Origin of the sequence: Acinetobacter lactucae, assembly GCF_001605885.1 — a bacterium.
GTDB classification, from domain to species: domain Bacteria; phylum Pseudomonadota; class Gammaproteobacteria; order Pseudomonadales; family Moraxellaceae; genus Acinetobacter; species Acinetobacter lactucae.
In genome coordinates this window covers 20,409-39,436 of the sequence record NZ_LRPE01000023.1, presented here as the reverse complement: position 1 = coordinate 39,436, position 19,028 = coordinate 20,409, and the positions used below count along the sequence as shown (strand labels likewise).

General features: G+C 41.0%; 21 protein-coding genes. All 21 read left to right on the top strand.

The features are described from left to right. Positions 1-97: 97 nt before the first annotated feature. The 21 genes from der to AWW73_RS09720 all read left to right on the top strand — a co-directional run bounded on the left by der (position 98) and on the right by AWW73_RS09720 (position 19,010). A complete protein-coding gene (gene der / locus AWW73_RS09820; RefSeq protein WP_005066184.1) occupies positions 98-1,507 on the top strand; it encodes a ribosome biogenesis GTPase Der in 1,410 nt (469 codons plus the stop codon). A gap of 195 nt (positions 1,508-1,702) precedes the next feature. Further along, a complete protein-coding gene (locus tag AWW73_RS09815; RefSeq protein WP_061874265.1) occupies positions 1,703-2,317 on the top strand; it encodes a beta-ketoacyl synthase chain length factor in 615 nt (204 codons plus the stop codon). Beyond that, entirely contained in the window at positions 2,302-3,105 is an 804-nt protein-coding gene (locus AWW73_RS09810; RefSeq protein ID WP_014208347.1) for a lysophospholipid acyltransferase family protein, read from the top strand. The genes AWW73_RS09815 and AWW73_RS09810 overlap by 16 nt, the downstream gene beginning before the upstream one ends. A 1-nt stretch (position 3,106) precedes the next feature. Then, positions 3,107-3,367 carry a phosphopantetheine-binding protein gene (locus AWW73_RS09805; protein WP_061874266.1) on the top strand — a complete coding sequence of 87 codons (261 nt, stop codon included), beginning with the start codon at positions 3,107-3,109 and terminating at the stop codon, positions 3,365-3,367. A gap of 5 nt (positions 3,368-3,372) precedes the next feature. Then, complete coding sequence (locus tag AWW73_RS09800; RefSeq protein WP_001987856.1) at positions 3,373-3,627, top strand: acyl carrier protein; 255 nt, start codon at positions 3,373-3,375, stop codon at positions 3,625-3,627. Further along, positions 3,624-4,178 (top strand): COG4648 family protein, encoded by a 555-nt coding sequence (locus tag AWW73_RS09795; RefSeq protein ID WP_061874267.1) that lies wholly within the window; start codon positions 3,624-3,626, stop codon positions 4,176-4,178. Before AWW73_RS09800 ends, AWW73_RS09795 begins: the two co-directional genes overlap by 4 nt. A 9-nt stretch (positions 4,179-4,187) precedes the next feature. Next, the gene (locus AWW73_RS09790) at positions 4,188-5,846 is read left to right on the top strand and encodes an ApeI family dehydratase (RefSeq protein ID WP_062849548.1); all 1,659 of its coding nucleotides are present in this window, start codon (positions 4,188-4,190) and stop codon (positions 5,844-5,846) included. A 2-nt stretch (positions 5,847-5,848) separates the two neighbouring features. Then, entirely contained in the window at positions 5,849-6,589 is a 741-nt protein-coding gene (locus AWW73_RS09785; protein WP_062849547.1) for a glycosyltransferase family 2 protein, read from the top strand. A gap of 2 nt (positions 6,590-6,591) precedes the next feature. Then, positions 6,592-7,518 (top strand): LpxL/LpxP family acyltransferase, encoded by a 927-nt coding sequence (locus AWW73_RS09780; RefSeq protein ID WP_062849546.1) that lies wholly within the window; start codon positions 6,592-6,594, stop codon positions 7,516-7,518. 1 nt (position 7,519) lies between these two features. Beyond that, entirely contained in the window at positions 7,520-9,055 is a 1,536-nt protein-coding gene (locus tag AWW73_RS09775) for an HAL/PAL/TAL family ammonia-lyase (RefSeq protein WP_062849545.1), read from the top strand. A 9-nt stretch (positions 9,056-9,064) separates the two neighbouring features. Then, positions 9,065-9,493, top strand: coding sequence for an acyl-CoA thioesterase (locus tag AWW73_RS09770; protein WP_000542808.1), 429 nt, complete (start codon positions 9,065-9,067; stop codon positions 9,491-9,493). After that, a complete protein-coding gene (locus tag AWW73_RS09765) occupies positions 9,493-10,122 on the top strand; it encodes a LolA family protein (protein WP_062849544.1) in 630 nt (209 codons plus the stop codon). The genes AWW73_RS09770 and AWW73_RS09765 overlap by 1 nt, the downstream gene beginning before the upstream one ends. Next, positions 10,097-12,412, top strand: coding sequence for an MMPL family transporter (locus tag AWW73_RS09760; RefSeq protein WP_062849543.1), 2,316 nt, complete (start codon positions 10,097-10,099; stop codon positions 12,410-12,412). The genes AWW73_RS09765 and AWW73_RS09760 overlap by 26 nt, the downstream gene beginning before the upstream one ends. A 29-nt stretch (positions 12,413-12,441) precedes the next feature. After that, a complete protein-coding gene (locus AWW73_RS09755; RefSeq protein WP_062849542.1) occupies positions 12,442-13,737 on the top strand; it encodes an NAD(P)/FAD-dependent oxidoreductase in 1,296 nt (431 codons plus the stop codon). A 2-nt stretch (positions 13,738-13,739) separates the two neighbouring features. Further along, a complete protein-coding gene (locus AWW73_RS09750; RefSeq protein ID WP_016144315.1) occupies positions 13,740-14,285 on the top strand; it encodes a DUF3261 domain-containing protein in 546 nt (181 codons plus the stop codon). Next, on the top strand, positions 14,282-15,484 hold the full coding sequence (locus tag AWW73_RS09745; protein WP_062849541.1) for a beta-ketoacyl-[acyl-carrier-protein] synthase family protein: 1,203 nt from the start codon (positions 14,282-14,284) through the stop codon (positions 15,482-15,484). The genes AWW73_RS09750 and AWW73_RS09745 overlap by 4 nt, the downstream gene beginning before the upstream one ends. Next, on the top strand, positions 15,484-15,909 hold the full coding sequence (locus AWW73_RS09740) for a hotdog family protein (protein WP_057105319.1): 426 nt from the start codon (positions 15,484-15,486) through the stop codon (positions 15,907-15,909). The genes AWW73_RS09745 and AWW73_RS09740 overlap by 1 nt, the downstream gene beginning before the upstream one ends. A 23-nt stretch (positions 15,910-15,932) precedes the next feature. Then, positions 15,933-16,658, top strand: a complete 726-nt coding sequence (locus AWW73_RS09735; protein WP_004794677.1) for a 3-ketoacyl-ACP reductase FabG2 — start codon at positions 15,933-15,935, stop codon at positions 16,656-16,658. Next, positions 16,658-17,884, top strand: a complete 1,227-nt coding sequence (locus AWW73_RS09730; RefSeq protein ID WP_062849540.1) for a beta-ketoacyl-ACP synthase — start codon at positions 16,658-16,660, stop codon at positions 17,882-17,884. Before AWW73_RS09735 ends, AWW73_RS09730 begins: the two co-directional genes overlap by 1 nt. An 11-nt stretch (positions 17,885-17,895) precedes the next feature. After that, complete coding sequence (locus AWW73_RS09725; RefSeq protein ID WP_057075728.1) at positions 17,896-18,330, top strand: hypothetical protein; 435 nt, start codon at positions 17,896-17,898, stop codon at positions 18,328-18,330. Positions 18,331-18,353: 23 nt separating this feature from the next. Then, on the top strand, positions 18,354-19,010 hold the full coding sequence (locus AWW73_RS09720) for a 4'-phosphopantetheinyl transferase family protein (protein WP_062849539.1): 657 nt from the start codon (positions 18,354-18,356) through the stop codon (positions 19,008-19,010). The last annotated feature ends 18 nt before the right edge of the window (positions 19,011-19,028 follow it).

Genomic DNA, 19,028 nt, shown 5'->3' with positions numbered 1-19,028 from the left:
TTTTATTATGGTCATATCTGACCTTAAAATATATCTCCTGTATTGTTTCTAATGCTCATGCCATGAGATATGGCTGGTCTTGAATTAAGGTTATTGTATGAAACCCGTTATTGCGCTCATTGGTCGTCCGAATGTCGGAAAATCAACGTTATTTAACCAGATTACCAAGAGTCGTGATGCACTTGTAGCCGACTTCGCGGGTCTGACTCGTGACCGTAAATATGGTGATGCGACTTATCAAAATAAGTCTTTCATTGTTGTTGATACTGGTGGTATCGGTGAGAGCGAAGGCGGTATTGATAACTACATGGCCGAGCAGTCAAAAACAGCGATCAACGAAGCAGACATTATTATTTTTGTAGTTGACGCTCGTGCTGGATTGTTAGCTTCTGATGAGCAAATTGCTCGTGAACTACGTACTTTAGGTAAGAAAATTTATCTTGTTGCGAACAAGGTAGATGGTGTTCATGCGGAAGCAGCTTTGGTTGAGTTCTACAAACTTGGTATGGGTGAACCATTGCAAGTTGCCGCTAGCCATGGTCGTGGCGTACAGCAAATGCTGGAAGACGTACTTGCAGAAGTTCCAGAAGATGAAAATCCTGAAGAACATGACAAAGATACTGGCTTACGTTTAGCAATTATTGGTCGTCCTAACGTTGGTAAATCAACGTTGGTCAACCGTTTGCTTGGTGAAGACCGTGTGGTGGCATTTGACCAACCAGGTACAACTCGTGACTCTATTTACATTCCTTTTGAGCGTGAAGGCCGTAAATATACTTTAATTGATACAGCAGGTGTGCGTCGTAAAGGTAAAGTTGATGAAATGATTGAGAAATTCTCAATTGTTAAAACTTTGCAAGCAATGAAAGATGCGCATGTTGTCGTGGTTGTCGTCGATGCACGTGAAGGTATTGTTGAGCAAGACTTGCATTTAATTGGCTATGCGCTTGAAGCTGGTCGTGCCATGGTTATTGCCATCAACAAATGGGATAACATGTCTGAATATGACCGCAAGCAATGTAAGCTTGATGTTGAACGTCGTTTTGACTTTATTCCATGGGCAAAAATCCATTTAATTTCTGCTTTACATGGAACTGGGGTAGGTGATTTATATCCTTCTATCCACCGTGCTTATGAGTCTGCGAACTTAAAAGTATCACCAGCTAAATTGACTCAAATTTTGAGTGATGCGACAGAAGCTCATCAACCACCAATGATTAGCGGTCGTCGTATTAAAATGCGTTATGCGCATATGGGGGGACAAAACCCGCCGACTATCGTGATTCATGGTAATAAGGTTGATAAGACACCTGCTGATTATCGTCGTTACTTAGAAAACGTGTTCCGTAAAGTATATAAACTTGAAGGTACACCAGTTCGTATTGACTTTAAAACTTCTGAAAACCCGTTTGAAGGTCGTAAGAGTCAGGTTGATGAACGTACTGCTGCACGTCGCCGTCGCTATATTCAGAAATTTAAAAAAGCAGAGAAAAAATTTAACCGTTAAGTTTTTACTGTTCAAAAACCCAAAGTCTTCTTTGGGTTTTTTTTGCAAATAAATGAGCTGCTTCGAAGAGTTATGAAAAAGTGTGAGTGATAAACGTAATTTTTTGTAAATTTTATAACGAATGCTATAATCAGCGTCTTTATAAAATAATTTATATTTCGACAGAATAACGCGGCTTAGGGTTCATTTTTTAGCATGGTAACATTACATCTTGCTCAGCTTATATTTACACATGCTCAGCCTTCCTATGCGGCTCTCGACTGCATCCCAGCTATGCAGCGTAGACGTTTATCACCATTGGCCAAACTTGCTTTAAATAGTGCGATCGGTGCATTAGAAGGTAGTAAGGCCGATTATATTGTTTGGGTATCAAAATATGGTGATGAGGCAAAAACGTTAAATATCTTGCAAGACGTTTTAAATGATCAAACTCCATCGCCGACACAATTTTCAACGTCTGTTCATAATGCAATTTCTGGTCTCTATTCAATTTTATGTCAGGATGATACTCCTTCTACAAGCCTAAGCTGTTCATGGACTGAGGGTTTGATTGAGGCTTATGCACTCTTAAAGTCAATGCCTGCGATTAAGCGGGTATTAGTTGTTGCTTATGATGAGCCATTACCTAGTATTTATGCTGAGGCAATTAATTTTCCTGCCTATGCGATGGCTGCTGTCGTTACTTTAGAGCAACCTAATTTACAAATTACTGCGTGGACGCATACAGATGAAGCAGATGCCCCTGCTTTTGCTCATTTTTGGCAGGATGCTGACCAGTTAACATCTGCATTTGGGTGGAACAAATGCTAAATCTTAAAAATCTCAAGCAAAAAAGTAATTATTGCTGGCGTGTGGCTGCCACTGGCTTTAGTTTTGCCAGTTTTGGGCTGGGTGGTATGGCAATTGCCTCAGTCATTGCGCCCGTATTAAATGCAACTACTTCTGATCCACAAAAGCGGCAGCAACGTGCGCAAAATGTGATTAAACATAGTTTTAAAGGCTTTACCGACATGATGGTCAAACTTGGCATCATGACTTATTCGGTAGAGGGTTTAGAGAAGCTACAAAATAGTCGCCAAGAGCTGGTGATTGCCAATCATCCGACTTTGATTGATGTTGTAGTACTAATTGGTATGATGCAGCAGGCTAATTGTGTCGTGAAGCAGTCTCTTTGGTCAAATCCATTTACCAAAGGACCGGTACAAAGCGCAGGTTATATTTTAAATGCAGGTTCTCAGCAGTTTGTGGAAGACTGTGTAAAGCGTCTAAAAGAAAACAATGCGGCTTCTCTTTTAATTTTTCCGGAAGGCACGCGTACTGAAAAAGGGATGACCCTAAACGAGTTTCAGCGAGGTGCAGCCAATATTGCCATTCGTGCAAATGTACCAATTCGCCCAGTAATTATTACTTGTACACCATCTACTTTAACCAAGAATGAAAAATGGTATCACGTACCATCTCAACCATTTCATATTGAGGTCAAAGTATTAGATGCTGTACAGGTATCAGATCTGTTAGATGATTTAACAGTAGGACCTAAACAAGTTCGTCAGTTAAGTCGTAGTTTTTATAAAATTTTTGATGAAGAGTTATCTTGAAATGAGCAATCTTGCTGATGAACTAAAGCAAATGATTATTGATGTTCTAGCACTAGAAGATATTACTATTGCCGATATTGATACAGAAGCTCCATTATTTGGAGAAGGTTTAGGATTAGACTCGATTGATGCACTTGAGTTGGGACTGGCTTTGAAAAAGCGTTACAACATTCATTTAAATGCAGAATCGGATGAAACCAAACAGCATTTTAAGTCAATCCAGAGCTTGGTTACTTTAGTTGAAGCACAACAGAAGTCATAAGGAGCATGATGATGTTATCTCAAGAGCAAGTATTAACTAAACTCCGCGAATGGATGGAAGATTTGTTTGAAATTGAACCCGAGACTGTTCAACTCGATTCGAACCTTTATTCAGACCTTGATGTAGACAGTATTGATGCGGTCGATTTAGTCGTAAAAATCAAAGAGTTAACAGGCAAGCAAGTAAAGCCTGAAGACTTTAAAAATGTGAGAACCGTGCTTGATGTCGTGACGGTTATTCAGAACATGACTGCTGAATGAAGTTTGTTCTTAAAGGGATAATGACGGCACTTTTTGTGCTGTATCCCTTTATTGTGGGCTGGAGTTTGACTCACGGCCAATTTTTCTGGGTGAGTGCTTTACTCATCGGGTTGGGTGTGATCAGACTTTTTAGCAAAGGCAACTCGTTATTATGGCCATTAACGGGTTTTGCTATCGTTTGCGGTAGCCTAAGTTTATTGTCACATGATCATGCTTGGCTAAAGCTATATCCAGTGGGTATGAGTTTAGGTGCATTCATTATTTTTGCGCTGACGCTCATTAAGCCGCCGTCTATGATTGAGCGCTTTGCCCGACTCGTTGAACCTGATTTACCTGCTTCTGGCGTACAGTGGACCAGACAGGTCACCAAAGTTTGGTGTGTTTTCTTTTTTTGTAATGCACTGATTGCTTTAGGCACTGTGCTTTTTACTTCAACTCAGGTTTGGGTCATTTATAATGGCTTTATTTCTTATGTGCTGATGGGCATTTTGTTCCTTGGTGAATTTATTTTGCGTAAGCGACATCAGCGTTTACATTCTTCAAATCATTAATTAAAAACTATGTATTGCCATTTTCAGAAATTCATCGATTCAGCTCAGCCACTTTGTATAGACGGTACTCTAAACTCGACCAGTTTTAATTACTTTTGGCAAGATGTGGCTATACAAGCAGCTGCAATTGCTCAAATGGAAAATTTAACTTGGGCTTTGTGGGAAGCAGATAGTTATGAATTTCTGGTTTTATTCTTTGCTGCTTTGCTAGCGAAAAAACAAATACTTTTGCCACCCAATCGAGTGCGTGAATTAGAACAAGATTTTACAGCGCAGCAGATTTATTTTTTAAAGCGTCAAGAGATTGGAGAAGTTGTTCCTTTATCTTTAACCTTAGACGATACTTTTTTAGAGCAGGCTCAACTCTATTTTTATACGTCAGGTTCAACAGGGGAACCTAAAAAAATTCCAAGAACACTTAGACAATTACTTAACGAAGTCCAAGGGTTGAGTCAGGGCTTTAGTTTCGATGAGCATGCAATTGCGATTGCAACAGTTAGTCATCAACATATTTATGGATTACTGTTTAAATTATTGCTACCACTTGCTACTGGTCGAAGTTTTTATGTGCCTCAAATGGCATTCCCTGAAGATGTAGTACAAGCCCAAAAACAATTAGAAACGTTGGGATTAAGCAATTATTTGATCTCAAGTCCTGCTTTATTAAAACGTTGGACAACCGATGTTGTTTTACAAAAGTGCCAGATGGTCTTTAGTTCAGGTGGCAAGCTAGAAAGAGGTATTCGCCCTTTACTAAATCGTCCGATTATTGAAGTTTTGGGAAGTTCGGAAACGGGTGGCATTGCTCATCGTGCTAAAGATGAAGATGCTTGGACTGCATTTAGTAATGTCACTATTCGTATTGAAGACCAACAGCTCATAGTAAAAAGTAACCATGCCTTTGAGAATGACTGGCTTACCACAGGTGATGGCGCTGCATGGACAGATACAATGTGTCAGACCTTTAAACTGCTTGGGCGTACAGATCGAATTGTAAAACTTGAGGAAAAGCGTTTAAGTCTAGATGCGATCGAGCAAACTATTCAGGCTTTAGATGCAGTAAAGCAATGCCATGTATTGGTATTTGAACATGAGCAACGCCAAATGTTAGGTTGTATTGTCGTTCTAATAGAACAAGCTCGTGAGCAGTTACAACAGCAAGGTAAGTCCGCTTTTGTCAGTCATTTAAAACAGCAATTGAAAGACAGCTTGGAAACGATCGCAATTCCACGTCAGTGGCGTTTCCTCAGTCAGTTACCACAAAATACTCAGTCCAAACTCAATAAAAACTATTTGAAAACTCTATTTAAGCCTATGTTACAACCCGTGGTGCTGTCACAGTCTCAAAATTCAGATGACTATATTTGGGAGTTAGAATTTCCCCCTGAATTAGCTTGTTTTAAAGGACATTTCCCAACACAACCGATTTATCCTGGAGTTGGGCAGATCGGTTTTTTACAACATTTTGCTAAATCAATTTGGTCTGATTTGAGCTGGTGTCAGGGATATGAGCAGTTAAAATTCCAAAACCTGATTCGTCCTTATGCTGTGGTACAACTCAAGCTTTCTCGAAAAGATCACAAAGTGAGTTTTGAATTACGCGATTCAGAACAAATTCTGGCTTCAGGGCGATTATTATTTGCTTTGCAAACAGAAGCAGAGGGTTAAAAATGCAGACCAATTACGGCTTTGTTGTTCCGGTTTATAACCATCCACATTATTTATCAGATTTGATTGCTTATCTGGACAGTTTTCATCTACCGATTGTTTTGGTCAATGATGGCAGTGATGCCGCATGTAGCCAAATTTTAAAAGTGTTGACAGAGCAATATTCCCAAATTCATCTTATTGAACATGAGGTAAATAAGGGTAAGGGGCAAGCCGTAATGACTGGTTTACGTGCAGCCTATGAGCTTGGGTTAAGTCATGCATTACAACTCGATTCGGATGGTCAACACTGCTGGGATGACATTCCAAAATTTATTGAGCAGTCTCGACAACATCCAGATGCGATGGTGATTGGTCAGCCATACTTTGATGCTTCTATTCCCAAAAAGCGCTTATATGGCCGTTATATTACCCATTTTTGGGTGTGGTTAAATAGTTTATCTTTTGAAATTAAAGACAGCATGTGTGGGTTTCGCGTGTATCCGCTTGAGAGCACAATTAAGGTGTTGAATAGTGCTAAATTCCAGCCACGTATGGGTTTTGATAGTGAAATTTTAGTACGTTTAAAATGGGAAAATACCTCTTTTATTAATGTACCAACACCTGTGGTTTATCCAGAGCAGGGAATTTCTCATTTTCATGCTTGGCGAGATAACTTAGGACTAAGCAAAGCGCATGCAACTTTGTTTATGGGCATGTTGATTCGCTTACCAAAGCTATTAAAACAAAAGCTGCAAGGTTGACTATGACAGATTCAGCTTCACCAAAATGGAACGACATTAAAGAGCGAGGCGGTATGTTGCCCCTTATGCTGATGTTGTGGTTTTACCGTTTTGGTGGACGTTGGTTATGCAAGTTGGTGATGTACTTTGTCATTATGTGGTACTGGTTATTTGCTGCCACAGCAAGACAGGCTTCCTTACTTTATTTACAAAAACTTCATCATTTTGCTGGATCGAAATCGCCGTTTAGCCACCAACCAAATTGGACAAATAGCTACGCGCATTTCATGCAATTTGGCGAATGTATTTTAGATAAGATTGAGGGCTGGCTAGGCAATATTCCCGAGCAGGAACTACAAGTTTTTGGCCATGAAAACTTCTCTCAGCATTATCAAAAAGGTGCTCTGATTATTGTCTCTCACTTCGGCAATATTGAATTGCTTCGAGCCATTAAGTCAGAGCATCCGCAGAAAATTAATGTACTGGTTTACCAAAAGCACGCGACAAAATTTAATAAGTTTTTGAAAAAGATAAATGATAAGGCAGATGTGTGTCTTTTATCAGTTGATGAGCTGGGTATTGAAACTGCAATGCTGCTGCAAGACAAAATGCAACAAGGTGAGTGGGTCATTGTGGCAGCAGATCGAGTGCCTGTGCAGTCAGATCGTGTACAGCAAATTGATTTTTTAGGGGAGCCCGCACCCTTCCCTCAAGGTGCATGGGTTTTAGCAAATTTACTTAAAGTACCTGTTATTGCAGTGTTTTGTTATCGAGTACAACAGCAGTTCCAAGTTCATATTCATTCAATTGCCGAGCAGGTAAATTTACCGCGTGCTAACCGTATTGAAAGTATGCAAACCATCACTAAAACATACATTGCTGTTCTAGAACAACATTGTCTGCGTGCCCCTTATCAATGGTTTAATTTTTATAATTTTTGGACGAAATAACATGCGTGTGTTAACCGTAGGTGAACAGCCACTGAGTATTGAAGATGTCGTTTCTGTAGCCAGAGGCGAATGTCAGGTTGCTTTACCAGAAACGTCTGAGTGGCGTGAACTGATTCAAAAAGGCGCTGATTTTCTCGATCAGCTCCTTGAAGAAGAAGGGGTGATCTACGGTGTGACCACGGGTTATGGGGACTCATGTTTGGTTGAAGTGCCATTACATCAGGTTAATGAACTACCGCTACATCTTTCACGCTTTCATGGTTGTGGTTTAGGTGAAAATTTAGATGTAACTACCTCACGTGCAGTAGTCGTGACACGTTTATGTTCATTGGCTCGCGGTTATTCAGGCGTGTCTTTAGCACTACTTGAGCGCTTGGTGTGGCTACTCAACGAAAATGTAATTCCAGTCATTCCCTCTGAAGGTTCAGTCGGGGCAAGTGGTGACTTAACGCCGTTGTCTTACATTGCGGGAACTTTAGTTGGTGAGCGTGATGTCTATGTCGATGGACAAATTGTTCCTGTTGCTCAAGTCTATACTGAAAAGAATATGCTGCCTTTAACGCTCAGACCTAAAGAAGGTTTAGCACTCATGAACGGCACAGCGGTGATGACGGCAATTGCTTGTTTGAATTATAAAAAAGCAGAGCAGATCGCACTCGCAAGTACTTTAATTACTGCCTTAAATGTGTTGGCGTTGGAAGGTAATCCTAGTCATTTTGATGAAGTCCTGTTTGCACAAAAGCCTCATCCGGGACAGCAACAGATTGCCAAGCAATTACGTGACTGGCTGAACAGTGAAGTACAAACGGCACATCAAAGTCCGCGTTTGCAAGATCGCTATTCATTACGCTGTGCGCCGCATATTATTGGTGTGTTTGAAGACTCAAAAGTATGGTTACGTCAGTTTATTGAAAATGAGCTGAATTCAAGTAACGACAATCCATTGATTGATCCTGTAGGGATGCGCGTATTGCATGGCGGTCATTTTTACGGTGGACATATTGCACAAGCAATGGATAGCTTAAAAATTATGATTGCCAATATTGCTGACTTGATGGATAGACAGATTGCACAGCTAGTTGATCATAAAATGAATCATGGTTTGCCACGTAATTTAACAGGGGCGACAGCTGAACGTTTGCCATTAAATCATGGCTTTAAAGCGGTACAAATTGGGGTGTCGGCGTGGACGGCTGAAGCTTTGAAAAATACTTTAGCAGCTTCAATTTTTTCACGTTCAACCGAATGTCATAACCAAGACAAAGTTAGCATGGGAACCATTGCTGCGCGTGATGCGAGCCGCGTAATTACTTTAACACAGCAAGTCATTGCAGCGCTGTGCTGCGCCAGTGTGCAGGCGATTCATCTGAAAGGTTTAACGGCACAGTTAAGTCCAACATTGCAAACGTTTATGCAATGGACCTTACAAAGCTTTGCATTTGTCGAAGAAGACCGACCATTACAAACCGAATTACAACAGATTGTTGATCGTTTAGACCAACTTGAATTGTTTAATCAACCAGAATTTATGGGATAAGGTGAGCCAATGCATGCAGATGTAATCATTGAAATTCCATTTCATGATGTCGATACCATGAATGTGGTTTGGCATGGACATTATTTAAAATATTTTGAGATTGCGCGCTGTAAATTACTCGATCAATTTCATTACAACTATATGCAGATGAAAGAATCAGGCTATGCATGGCCTGTGATTGAAAGCCATGTTCGCTATGCATACGGTATTGAGTTTGAACAAAAGATTCGGGTTCGGGCCATTTTAAAAGAATGGGAAAACCGCTTAAAAATTGATTATTTGATTTTTGATGCTGAATCTGGGAAACGTTTAACCAAAGGTTATACCACACAGGTGGCGGTGAATATTGAAGCGCGTGAAATGTGTTTTCAGTCGCCTCAAGTTTTGTTTGATCGCTTGAATGCATGGTCTGAGTTTCAACCGAAGAGGAATGCGTGATGTCTCAATTCATCAAAACTTTAGGTTTAGGTGCTGCTGTCTGGATGAGCAGTTTAAGTGTGGTCTATGCAGCGCCAACACAGATCACTCAAATTTTTCAGCAACTGTCACAGTCTCCTACGGTTCGTGCTGACTTCGAACAGCAAAAAAAATTGCCATCGTTGAATAAAACTTTTGTATCGAACGGCTCATTGTTGTTCTCAAAATCTTATGGTGTAGCGTGGCAAATCAAACGCCCAGTGCAAGCAGATTTGATCGTAACCCCAACGAAGCTAGTGCAAAAAACGCAGCGTACATTTAGCCAAATACAAGTTGATCAATCGCCATATAGTTCGGTTGCGACTTTATTCTTGCAGCTCATGTCTGGCAATGAGCAGGCCTTGGCAAAGAATTTTAATGTGGTAAGTGCGAATTATAGTCCAGCGGGTTGGAGCATGAGTTTAACTCCGAAAAGTAGCTTGTTTAAAAAGTTATTTGTGCGTGTTGAGGCTCAAGGTCAACAGTACGTCAACCAAATCGTGATTACCGAGAAAGTGAATAATTTAACGACTATTCGCTTTAGTCACCAGACTTCTCAACCGACGACTTTAACGGCTGCTGAGCATGCGCTTTTCCAACTGGCAAAATAAGTTTACCGCGCTTTGGTTAATTGTTCTGCTGCTGATTGCTGTGGGGCTGGGCGTGACGTGGTTGAATAAAGATATTCATATTCAAACCAATATTTTTGCTTTATTGCCTAAGGTTCAGCAAGACCCAGAACTTGCACGTACTCAGCAGTACATGAATGAGCAACTCAACAATAAAGTATTTGTAGTTATCGATGCCAAAGATGAGGCTGCGATACAACAAGCGACTCATTTCTTAACAGCGCAAGCGAAGCAAAGTGCGTTATGGCAACCACTCAAACCACAGCTAGATTTTGACCAGTTTGCAAAACAGTTGTATCAACATCGAGCAGGTTTGTTGAGTGCTCAAGATCAAGCCTTATTGCAAAAAAAGGATTATGCTGCGCTGACTGAACAAAGCTTGATGCAGATGATGAGTCCAGGCATGCCTGTCACTGCTGAGTCACTTAAGCAAGACCCGCTACTGTTGTTCCCTCGTTATGCCATGCAGTTGGCAACGCCGTCACAGCAAGATATTGAAATGGAGCAGGGCTTTGCCACAATTCATCATGAGCAAGGTATCTCTCGGCTTTTCGTATTACAGTTGACGCAAAGCCCATACAATATTGATTACCAAGAACAGACTTCTACTTGGATTGAGCAAACTAAGCAAAAGTTAGCTGTAATCGGATTAAAATCACATTGGACTGGAACTATTTTATTTTCAAATTTTGGTACGCAATCGGCTAAGCAGGAAATATCAACCATTGGTGTTGGCTCGACACTGGGCTTAATTTTTCTGGTTTGGTTCGGCTTTCGCTCACTGCGACCTTTGGCGACCGAGTTTATTGCAGTTTCGACTGGAAGCTTTGTGGCGTTTGCGGTCACACATTGGGTGTTTGGTGAAATTCACCTGATGACATTAGTGTTTGGTGCAAGTCTAATTGGTGTCTGTGTCGACTTTTCATTTTATTTTATGGCGATGCAATCGCAGCATAGAAAGCTTGGTGGTTTTCAAATTTTAAAACCGCTATTACCAAGTTTGTTTATGGGCTTAATGACCACATTGGTTGCTTACATCTTTTTGAGTTTTACTCCGTTTCCTGGGTTCAAGCAGATCGCAGTCTTTTCAATTGTGGGATTAACTGCGGCATGGATCAGTAGTGTACTGCTATTACCAAGATTACCTGCACTTAATGCCCAGCCAGCAATAAAAGCACTGTCGTGGATTGGACAAGCACGCTTATGGTTTCAGCAACGAACCAAAGTTCGTTATGGCTTGATTGCAATCATTTTAGCAGTAGGTACGGTGAGTCTTTTCTATCTTAAAAGTAACGATGATATTCGTAACTTACAAGGTATGGACGCAAGCTTAAAGCAGCAGGACCAAGCGGTTCGTGAACAATTTGGTCAGCAACAAGGTAGTGATTATTTCGTCGTACGCTCAGCATCTGCAAATGAAATGCAGCAACAAGAACAGCATTTGATAGGGCAATTGCAACAGCTGCAAGCGCAAGGAAAAATCAGTGCTTTTCAAGCTTTGGGACAATGGATTCCACCATTGGCAGAGCAACAAAATAATCTACAACTATTAAGAAATATTCCAAAAGCGACTTTGCAGCAATATGCACAAAGTATGGGGTTAAATGTCACTGATGTTTTGCAGTGGCAACAGCAACTGGCGACACAACCACTATTGGATTTTTCCGTGTTTAAAGATCATCCATTGGCTTTTCTACAACCTCAAGCAAATGAGCGTTTAGTCATGGTGACAGGGGCAAAACAGCCAGAAGTGTTAAAGCAGCTTCAAAATGATCACATACATTTCCAGCAACCGATTACTGCAATGTCGCAAATGTTTGCTGAACATCGAGTGCAGGCTCAACATCTTCTGATTTATGCCTTAATTGGTTTGGCAGTTGGTTTGGCGCTTATTTATGGACTAAGTTCGATTGTGCCTTTGGTTCTGCCAGTCAGCTTGGCATTACTGAGCACTTTTGCTGTTCAGGCATGGTTAGGTGTCGAGATTAACCTGTTTAGTATTATGGCGACCTTTCTGATTATCGGGATTGGAGTCGACTATGCAATTTTCTACCGACATGGACATGATCATCCGCAAGTAGTTGGAATGGCATTGTTTTTATGTATGATGTCGACCTTACTTGGTTTTGGATTACTTTCATTTAGCCATACTTACGCAATTCATTGTTTTGGTTTAACGGTTTTATTCGGGGTTATTTTCTCATTTATCTATGCGACTTTGTTAACCCCCGCAGATGAAAAACATATCGTGAATTTACAAGACCATTCATAATTTGAATAAATTAAAAAGGAAGTTGTGCTATGAGCACTATAGAAAAAATTGATGTCGTGATTATTGGGGCTGGGCCATCAGGTAGTTCTGCTGCTGCACTTCTTCGAAAAAAGGGCTATACCGTTACGCTCATTGAAAAACAGTATTTCCCTCGTTTTTCGATTGGTGAGTCATTGTTACCGCAGTCTATGGCGTTTTTAGAAGAGGCTGGTTTATTAGAAACAGTCCGTGAGCATGTTGAGCAATATGCTTTTCAATTTAAAAACGGGGCAGCTTTTCTACGCGGCAAACAGCGTAGCTTTTACGACTTTACTGAAAAATTTACCGATGGGCCGGGGACGACTTGGCAAGTTCGCCGTGCAGATTTTGACAATTTACTAGCAAAACAGGCTCAAGTTTATGGCGCAGATATACGCTTTGGACATGAAGTCTTAGATGTTGATGTTGCATCTGAACAGCCTGTACTTACAGTAATTGATGAAGAACAACAGCGTTATCAGATTCAAACTAAATTCTTGTTAGATGCGAGTGGCTTTGGGCGGATTTTGCCAAAGTTATTAGATTTAGAGAGCCCATCAAATTTTCCGGTACGACGTGCATTGTTCACGCATATTGAAGATGGTATTACAGATGACCCAGAGTTTGACCGTAATAAAATTTTAATTACTGTCCATGAAAAAGATCATCGTGCATGGTATTGGCTGATTCCATTTGCAGATGGACGAGCTTCATTCGGTGTTGTTGCAGAACAAGATTTTTTTGATAAATACACAGTTGAAAATGCTGAAGATAATGAACCTGAGGCAATGTTCAAACGCATTTTAGCCGATGAACCAAGTTTGTCACATGTATTGCGCCGTGCAAAGTTTGATACACCAGTACGTACTTTGGTGGGCTACTCAGCGAATGTGAAACACTTGGCAGACCGCAACTATGCGCTATTAGGTAATGCGGGTGAGTTTCTTGATCCAGTTTTTTCATCAGGTGTGACGATCGCTTTAAAATCTTCCAGCTTGGCTGTACCTTTGGTTGAGCGTGTCTTGCAAGGTGAGCAGGTAGACTGGTTGCAAGAATATGAAAAACCATTACGTCGTGGTATTCAGGTATTTCGTGCCTATGTTGAGTCATGGTATGAAGGCGAGTTTCAAGATGTAGTGTTCTCACAAAATCAGAATGAAGGCATTCGCCGTATGATTTCTTCCTTACTAGCGGGTTATGCGTGGGATGAACAAAACCCGATCCATAAAAATGCCAAACGTAGACTCAGCACCTTGGCAGAATATTGTCGTGAAGGCTTGGCGCAAGAACAGGTACTTGAGGGATAACCATGCAACGCAAATGGTCAATGATATTACTCAGTAGCTTGATATTTTTAAATGGTTGTCAGGTCATGCCACATGCCAAAGGGCTGCAAAGTCCTCTATGGCAGGCTCAGACTTATCAAAGGCAAGATCAAGTTGAAGTTCAGTGGAAGCAGCAAAGTTTTAGCTTCTTGTTATATCAACAGCAAAAGGGTGCTGTACTGGATATGGTCGCTTTAAGCCTGACAGGCCAGCAATTATTTAAGTTACAGTTTGATGGGCATCGGGTTCATGTTGAACAACGTATTGATCAAATGCGTTTATTGCCTTTTGAGTTTGTGGTGCGTGACCTTTTGTTTGCGACATACCCTCAATTTTCACATTTAGGGCAGCAAGCTGTAGAGATGAAACAACGAGCAGACAAGCAGGTTGTTTATATTGAAAAGCAGCCTGTGTTACAGCTTAAACAAGGGCAAGGAAGCATTGAATTGATTAATGAACAAGTCCCTTATACCATGACGCTGAGTTCGATTGAGAATACCTTGCAGACAGAAGAAAGTCCTACGCCATGAAACATCTACCTTCAGAAAATGCAGCTCCAATGGCAGTAGGCATACAATTTAGTATTGGTTTATCTGCATTAGGCTGTGAACTTAATCAAATCAAACAAGCATTACAACAGCCCGAGCAAACCTTGAGTTTGCGAAATGATTTAATCGCTGATCGTAATGTGTGGGTGGGGAAATATACACATCCATTATGTTCGAGCGTACCTGATGCTTTGCAGTCTGTAGATTCACGTAATCTACGTTTTGCATTAACCGCATTATCTAAAATCGAAACAGAGTTAAAAGCTTATACGGCTTCCTTTGAAAATAAACGTTTGGCCATTGTGGTGGGCACATCTACTTCTGGTATTGCAGATAATGAGTTATTACTTAAGCAATATTTTCAAGGGAAAACAGATCTATCGATATCTCATTATCCTCAAGAAATGAGTTGTTTAGCGAAAGCATTACAGCAGTACTTAGGATGGGAAGGACCTGCATATACGATTTCAACAGCTTGTTCTTCAAGTGCTAAAGCATTGGCAGCGGGGCAGAGATTACTTCATGCAGATTTAGCAGATGTGGTGCTGGTGGGTGGCGTCGACACCTTGTGTAAGTTGACCCTAAATGGATTTAATAGCCTAGAAAGTTTATCTGAACATATTTGCCAACCCTGTGGTGTAAATCGTGATGGTATTAATATTGGTGAAGCCGCTGCGTTTTTTGTACTAAGTAAAGAACAAGCACCTGTCATGTTAATGGGGGCGGGTGAATCTATGGATGCATGGCACATTTCAGCCCCGCATCCCGACGGTAAAGGTGCAGCTTTAGCAATGCAACGTGCATTAGATATGGCACATATTTCAGCTCAACAGATTGGTTATATCAATTTGCACGGCACTGCAACTCCACAAAATGACGCAATGGAAATTAAGGCCGTACAACAAGTTTTTGGTGATTACCCAGTGGCTTTAAGTAGTACCAAGCATAAAACTGGACATTGTCTCGGTGCAGCGGGTGCCATAGAAGCTTTCATTTGTGAACAGATTCTAAAAGATCAAAGTTGGTTGCCTTTACATCAGAATGTTGAGGTTGATCCAGATTTGGCCGACCAAAACTATGTGCAAGATGCCGAACTAAAACAACCTATCCGCTATGTCATGAGTAATTCTTTTGCTTTTGGGGGGAGTAATATTAGTCTTGTTTTTGGAGTGAAGCCCTGATGAAACTCGATGCAATTCAATATATTCCTCATGAGCAACCGATGGTATTTATTGACCATTTAACAGAGGTTGCAGAAGGGCGGGCGCAAGCAGAACTTACAATTACCCCAGAGCTCATGTTTTGTGAAGTGGAAGGTTTGCCGACATGGGCAAGTATTGAAATTATGGCACAAACCATTAGTGCTTATTCAGGCTGGCAAGGTGAGCAGTCAAAACAAGCGCCAAAAGTTGGTTTTTTATTGGGAACGCGTAAATTGCATTTACCCATTCCTTATTTCGCTTTGGGTTCAAGGTTGATCATTCAAATAGAGCAACAATATTTTCATGAAGGACTTGGGCAATTTTCCTGTGAAATTCAATATGCTGAGCACCGCATTCAAGCAACGTTAAGTGTATTTGAACCTACAGAAACACCATTTGAATAACCACAAAGAATTAGGAATAAATTGTGACAAGACGAATTTTAGTAACAGGTTCAAGTCGAGGAATTGGGAAAGCGATCGCATTACAACTAGCAAAGGCTGGTTTTGATGTGACCGTACATGCACGTTCGCGTCAGGCAGAGGCTGAGCAAGTCGTACAAGAGATTCAAGCGTTAGGACAAAATAGCCATTATCTAATGTTTGATGTAAATGAACGCCAAACTGTTCAACAGATTTTAGAACAAGATGTAGAGCAGCATGGCGGATTCTATGGCGTTGTATTGAATGCAGGTCTTACTCATGATGGAGCTTTTCCTGCACTCACCGATCAAGATTGGGATGAAGTTATTTCGACTTCCCTAGACGGTTTTTATAACGTATTAAAACCATTAGTTATGCCAATGATTCACTTACGTAAAGGTGGCCGTATTGTCACTTTATCTTCTGTGTCTGGGATTATGGGTAACCGTGGTCAGGTTAACTACAGTGCTGCAAAAGCGGGATTGATTGGTGCGACTAAAGCCTTGGCACTCGAATTGGCGAAGCGAAAAATTACGGTGAACTGTGTAGCACCAGGACTCATTGAGACCGAAATGGTGACAGATGAAGTCAAAGAACATGCGCTAAAAATGATTCCGTTGCAACGCATGGGGCAGGTCGATGAAGTGGCGAGTGTAGTGAAATTCTTATGTTCAGATGAAGCCTCGTATGTAACCCGACAGGTGATCTCTGTAAATGGAGGACTCATCTGATGAAACGTGTAGTTGTGACAGGAATGGCAGGCATTACCTCTTTAGGTGAAACTGCCGATGACATCTTTGCGCGATTTGAAGCGGCTAAAAGCGGTATTCGTTACATGCCCGAGTGGGAGCAATATGTTGACCTTCGGACCAAGCTTGCTGGGCCTGTTGAAACATTTCATGTTCCAAAACATTTTAACCGTAAGGTTACTCGTGGGATGGGGCGTGTAGCGCTCATGTCTGTGGTTTGTGCCGAAACTGCTTTACAAAATGCTGGGTTGCTTGGGCATGAAATTTTATCTAGTGGCGAAGCGGGTGTTGCCTTTGGTTCTTCTGCGGGTAGCGTAGATGCCGTGGGTGAGTTTGCAAGCATGTTGCTTCACCAGAGCATGAGTAAGATTAATGCCACCACTTATATTCGTATGATGGCCCACACCAGTGCGGTGAACATGACCGTATATTTTGGTCTAAAAGGATTAACTTTACCTACCTCAAGCGCATGTACCTCTGGTTCCATGGCAATTGGGCAAGCTTATGAAGCCATTAAATATGGCAAACAACAGGTCATGATTGCGGGTGGTGCAGAGGAACTCAGTGCGGCAGGTGCGGCAGTTTTTGATGTATTGTTCGCAACCAGTGGCATGAATGAGCAACCTGAAAAAACACCACGTCCATTTGATGCTAAACGAGATGGTTTGGTGATTGGTGAAGGCGCAGGTTGTTTAATTCTCGAAGAATATGAACATGCTAAAGCACGAGGTGCCCATATTTATGCAGAGGTGATTGGCTATGGTAGCAATACCGATGGCCAACACGTCACTCGTCCTGAGTCAGAAATGATGGGGCGCTGTATGGAGTTAGCGCTTAAAGATGCATCTGTAGAAACTAAAGACATTGCCTATGTGAATGCGCACGGTACTTCAACTGATCAGGGGGATGTAGCGGAGAGTCAGGCCACTGCAAAGGTTTTAGGCTATAAACCAATCAGCTCTTTAAAGAGTTATTTTGGACATACGCTGGGGGCGTGTGGAGCTATTGAAGCTTGGTTAAGCATCGAAATGATGAATCGTGGCCGTTTTATTCCAACTTTAAATCTAGATGAAATCGACCCGCTATGTGGTGAACTAGATTATATCGTTCAGCAGCCGAGAAATTTGGATGCTGACATTATTATGAGCAATAACTTTGCTTTTGGCGGAATTAATACTTCGCTTATTTTTAAACGTGTTAAACAATAAGGAACACAACAATGTTAAATAAAAAACTTTTATTTGTAGCAATGCTAAGTGCGGGTTTTACTGCCACTGTTCAGGCTGGAGATGAAGTACATCAGTTAAATTTTAAAGAAGCTGTAGACCGTGCTGTTGCAGATGGGACGTTGGATGGTTCGGTAAAGTTTTATTTAAAAGGTACAAAGTCTGGCGGTAAAGTTATTCAAAAAGATGCGGTAACCAATAAAAAGACCAATGGTTTTGGTAAGTCGGCAGCAACGTCTTGTGATTGGGTTTTACGTTCAGCACTGATCCAAATGCAAAACAATGCTAAAGCACAAGGGGCAAACGCCGTGACCAATATTGTGAGCTATTTTAAAGCCAATGAAACCACAAGTACCACAACTTACGATTGCTATAAAGGTGCCATGATGGCGGGTGTTGCGTTAAAAGGCGATGTCGTTAAATTCTAATCATTTAAAGTAAGGTCGAGATAATGTCTAAGCGTAAAATTGAAGTCTACACACAGGCATTATCTCAGCTTCTTTTAAAATCGAAACAAGATTTCCCCGACTTCCGTACATTCAATCATTATAAAAAACAACAAATACAGAGTGTCAGAAATAGACTGATCGCAGAGAAACTACAACTCAATTCAAAGGAATTGGAGTTTGCCAAGCATGAACATGGTAAACCTTATTTGTTAAATCATAATTTGCATTTTAATCATTCACATAGCCAGCAATTCTACGCTTTAGCCATGAGTGAACAGGTTAAAGATATTGGTGTAGATGTTGAAGAATTAGACCGTAAAGTACGTTTAGATGCTTTAGCAAAACATGTATTTCATCCCGATGAATATGAAACATGGCTAAGCTTAGAACAAGATAGAGAATATTGGTTCAAAGTCTGGACCACGAAAGAAGCGGTTCTAAAAGCATCAGGACTAGGCATACGTTTAGATTTAAATACGTTAAATACTCAGGCACATCCTACTGATCATGGTGGAGTTTGTTCTCACCCACTGAATGGGACATTTGCTTATCAGAATTTTATTGTTGGCAATATGATATTAACCGTGGCATGGCGTTCAGAGTTATCTTGCCGGGGGTTCCAGTTTCCATCTATTCAGCTTCACTCACTTGATCGTTAATAAGTTAAATAGCAGGCA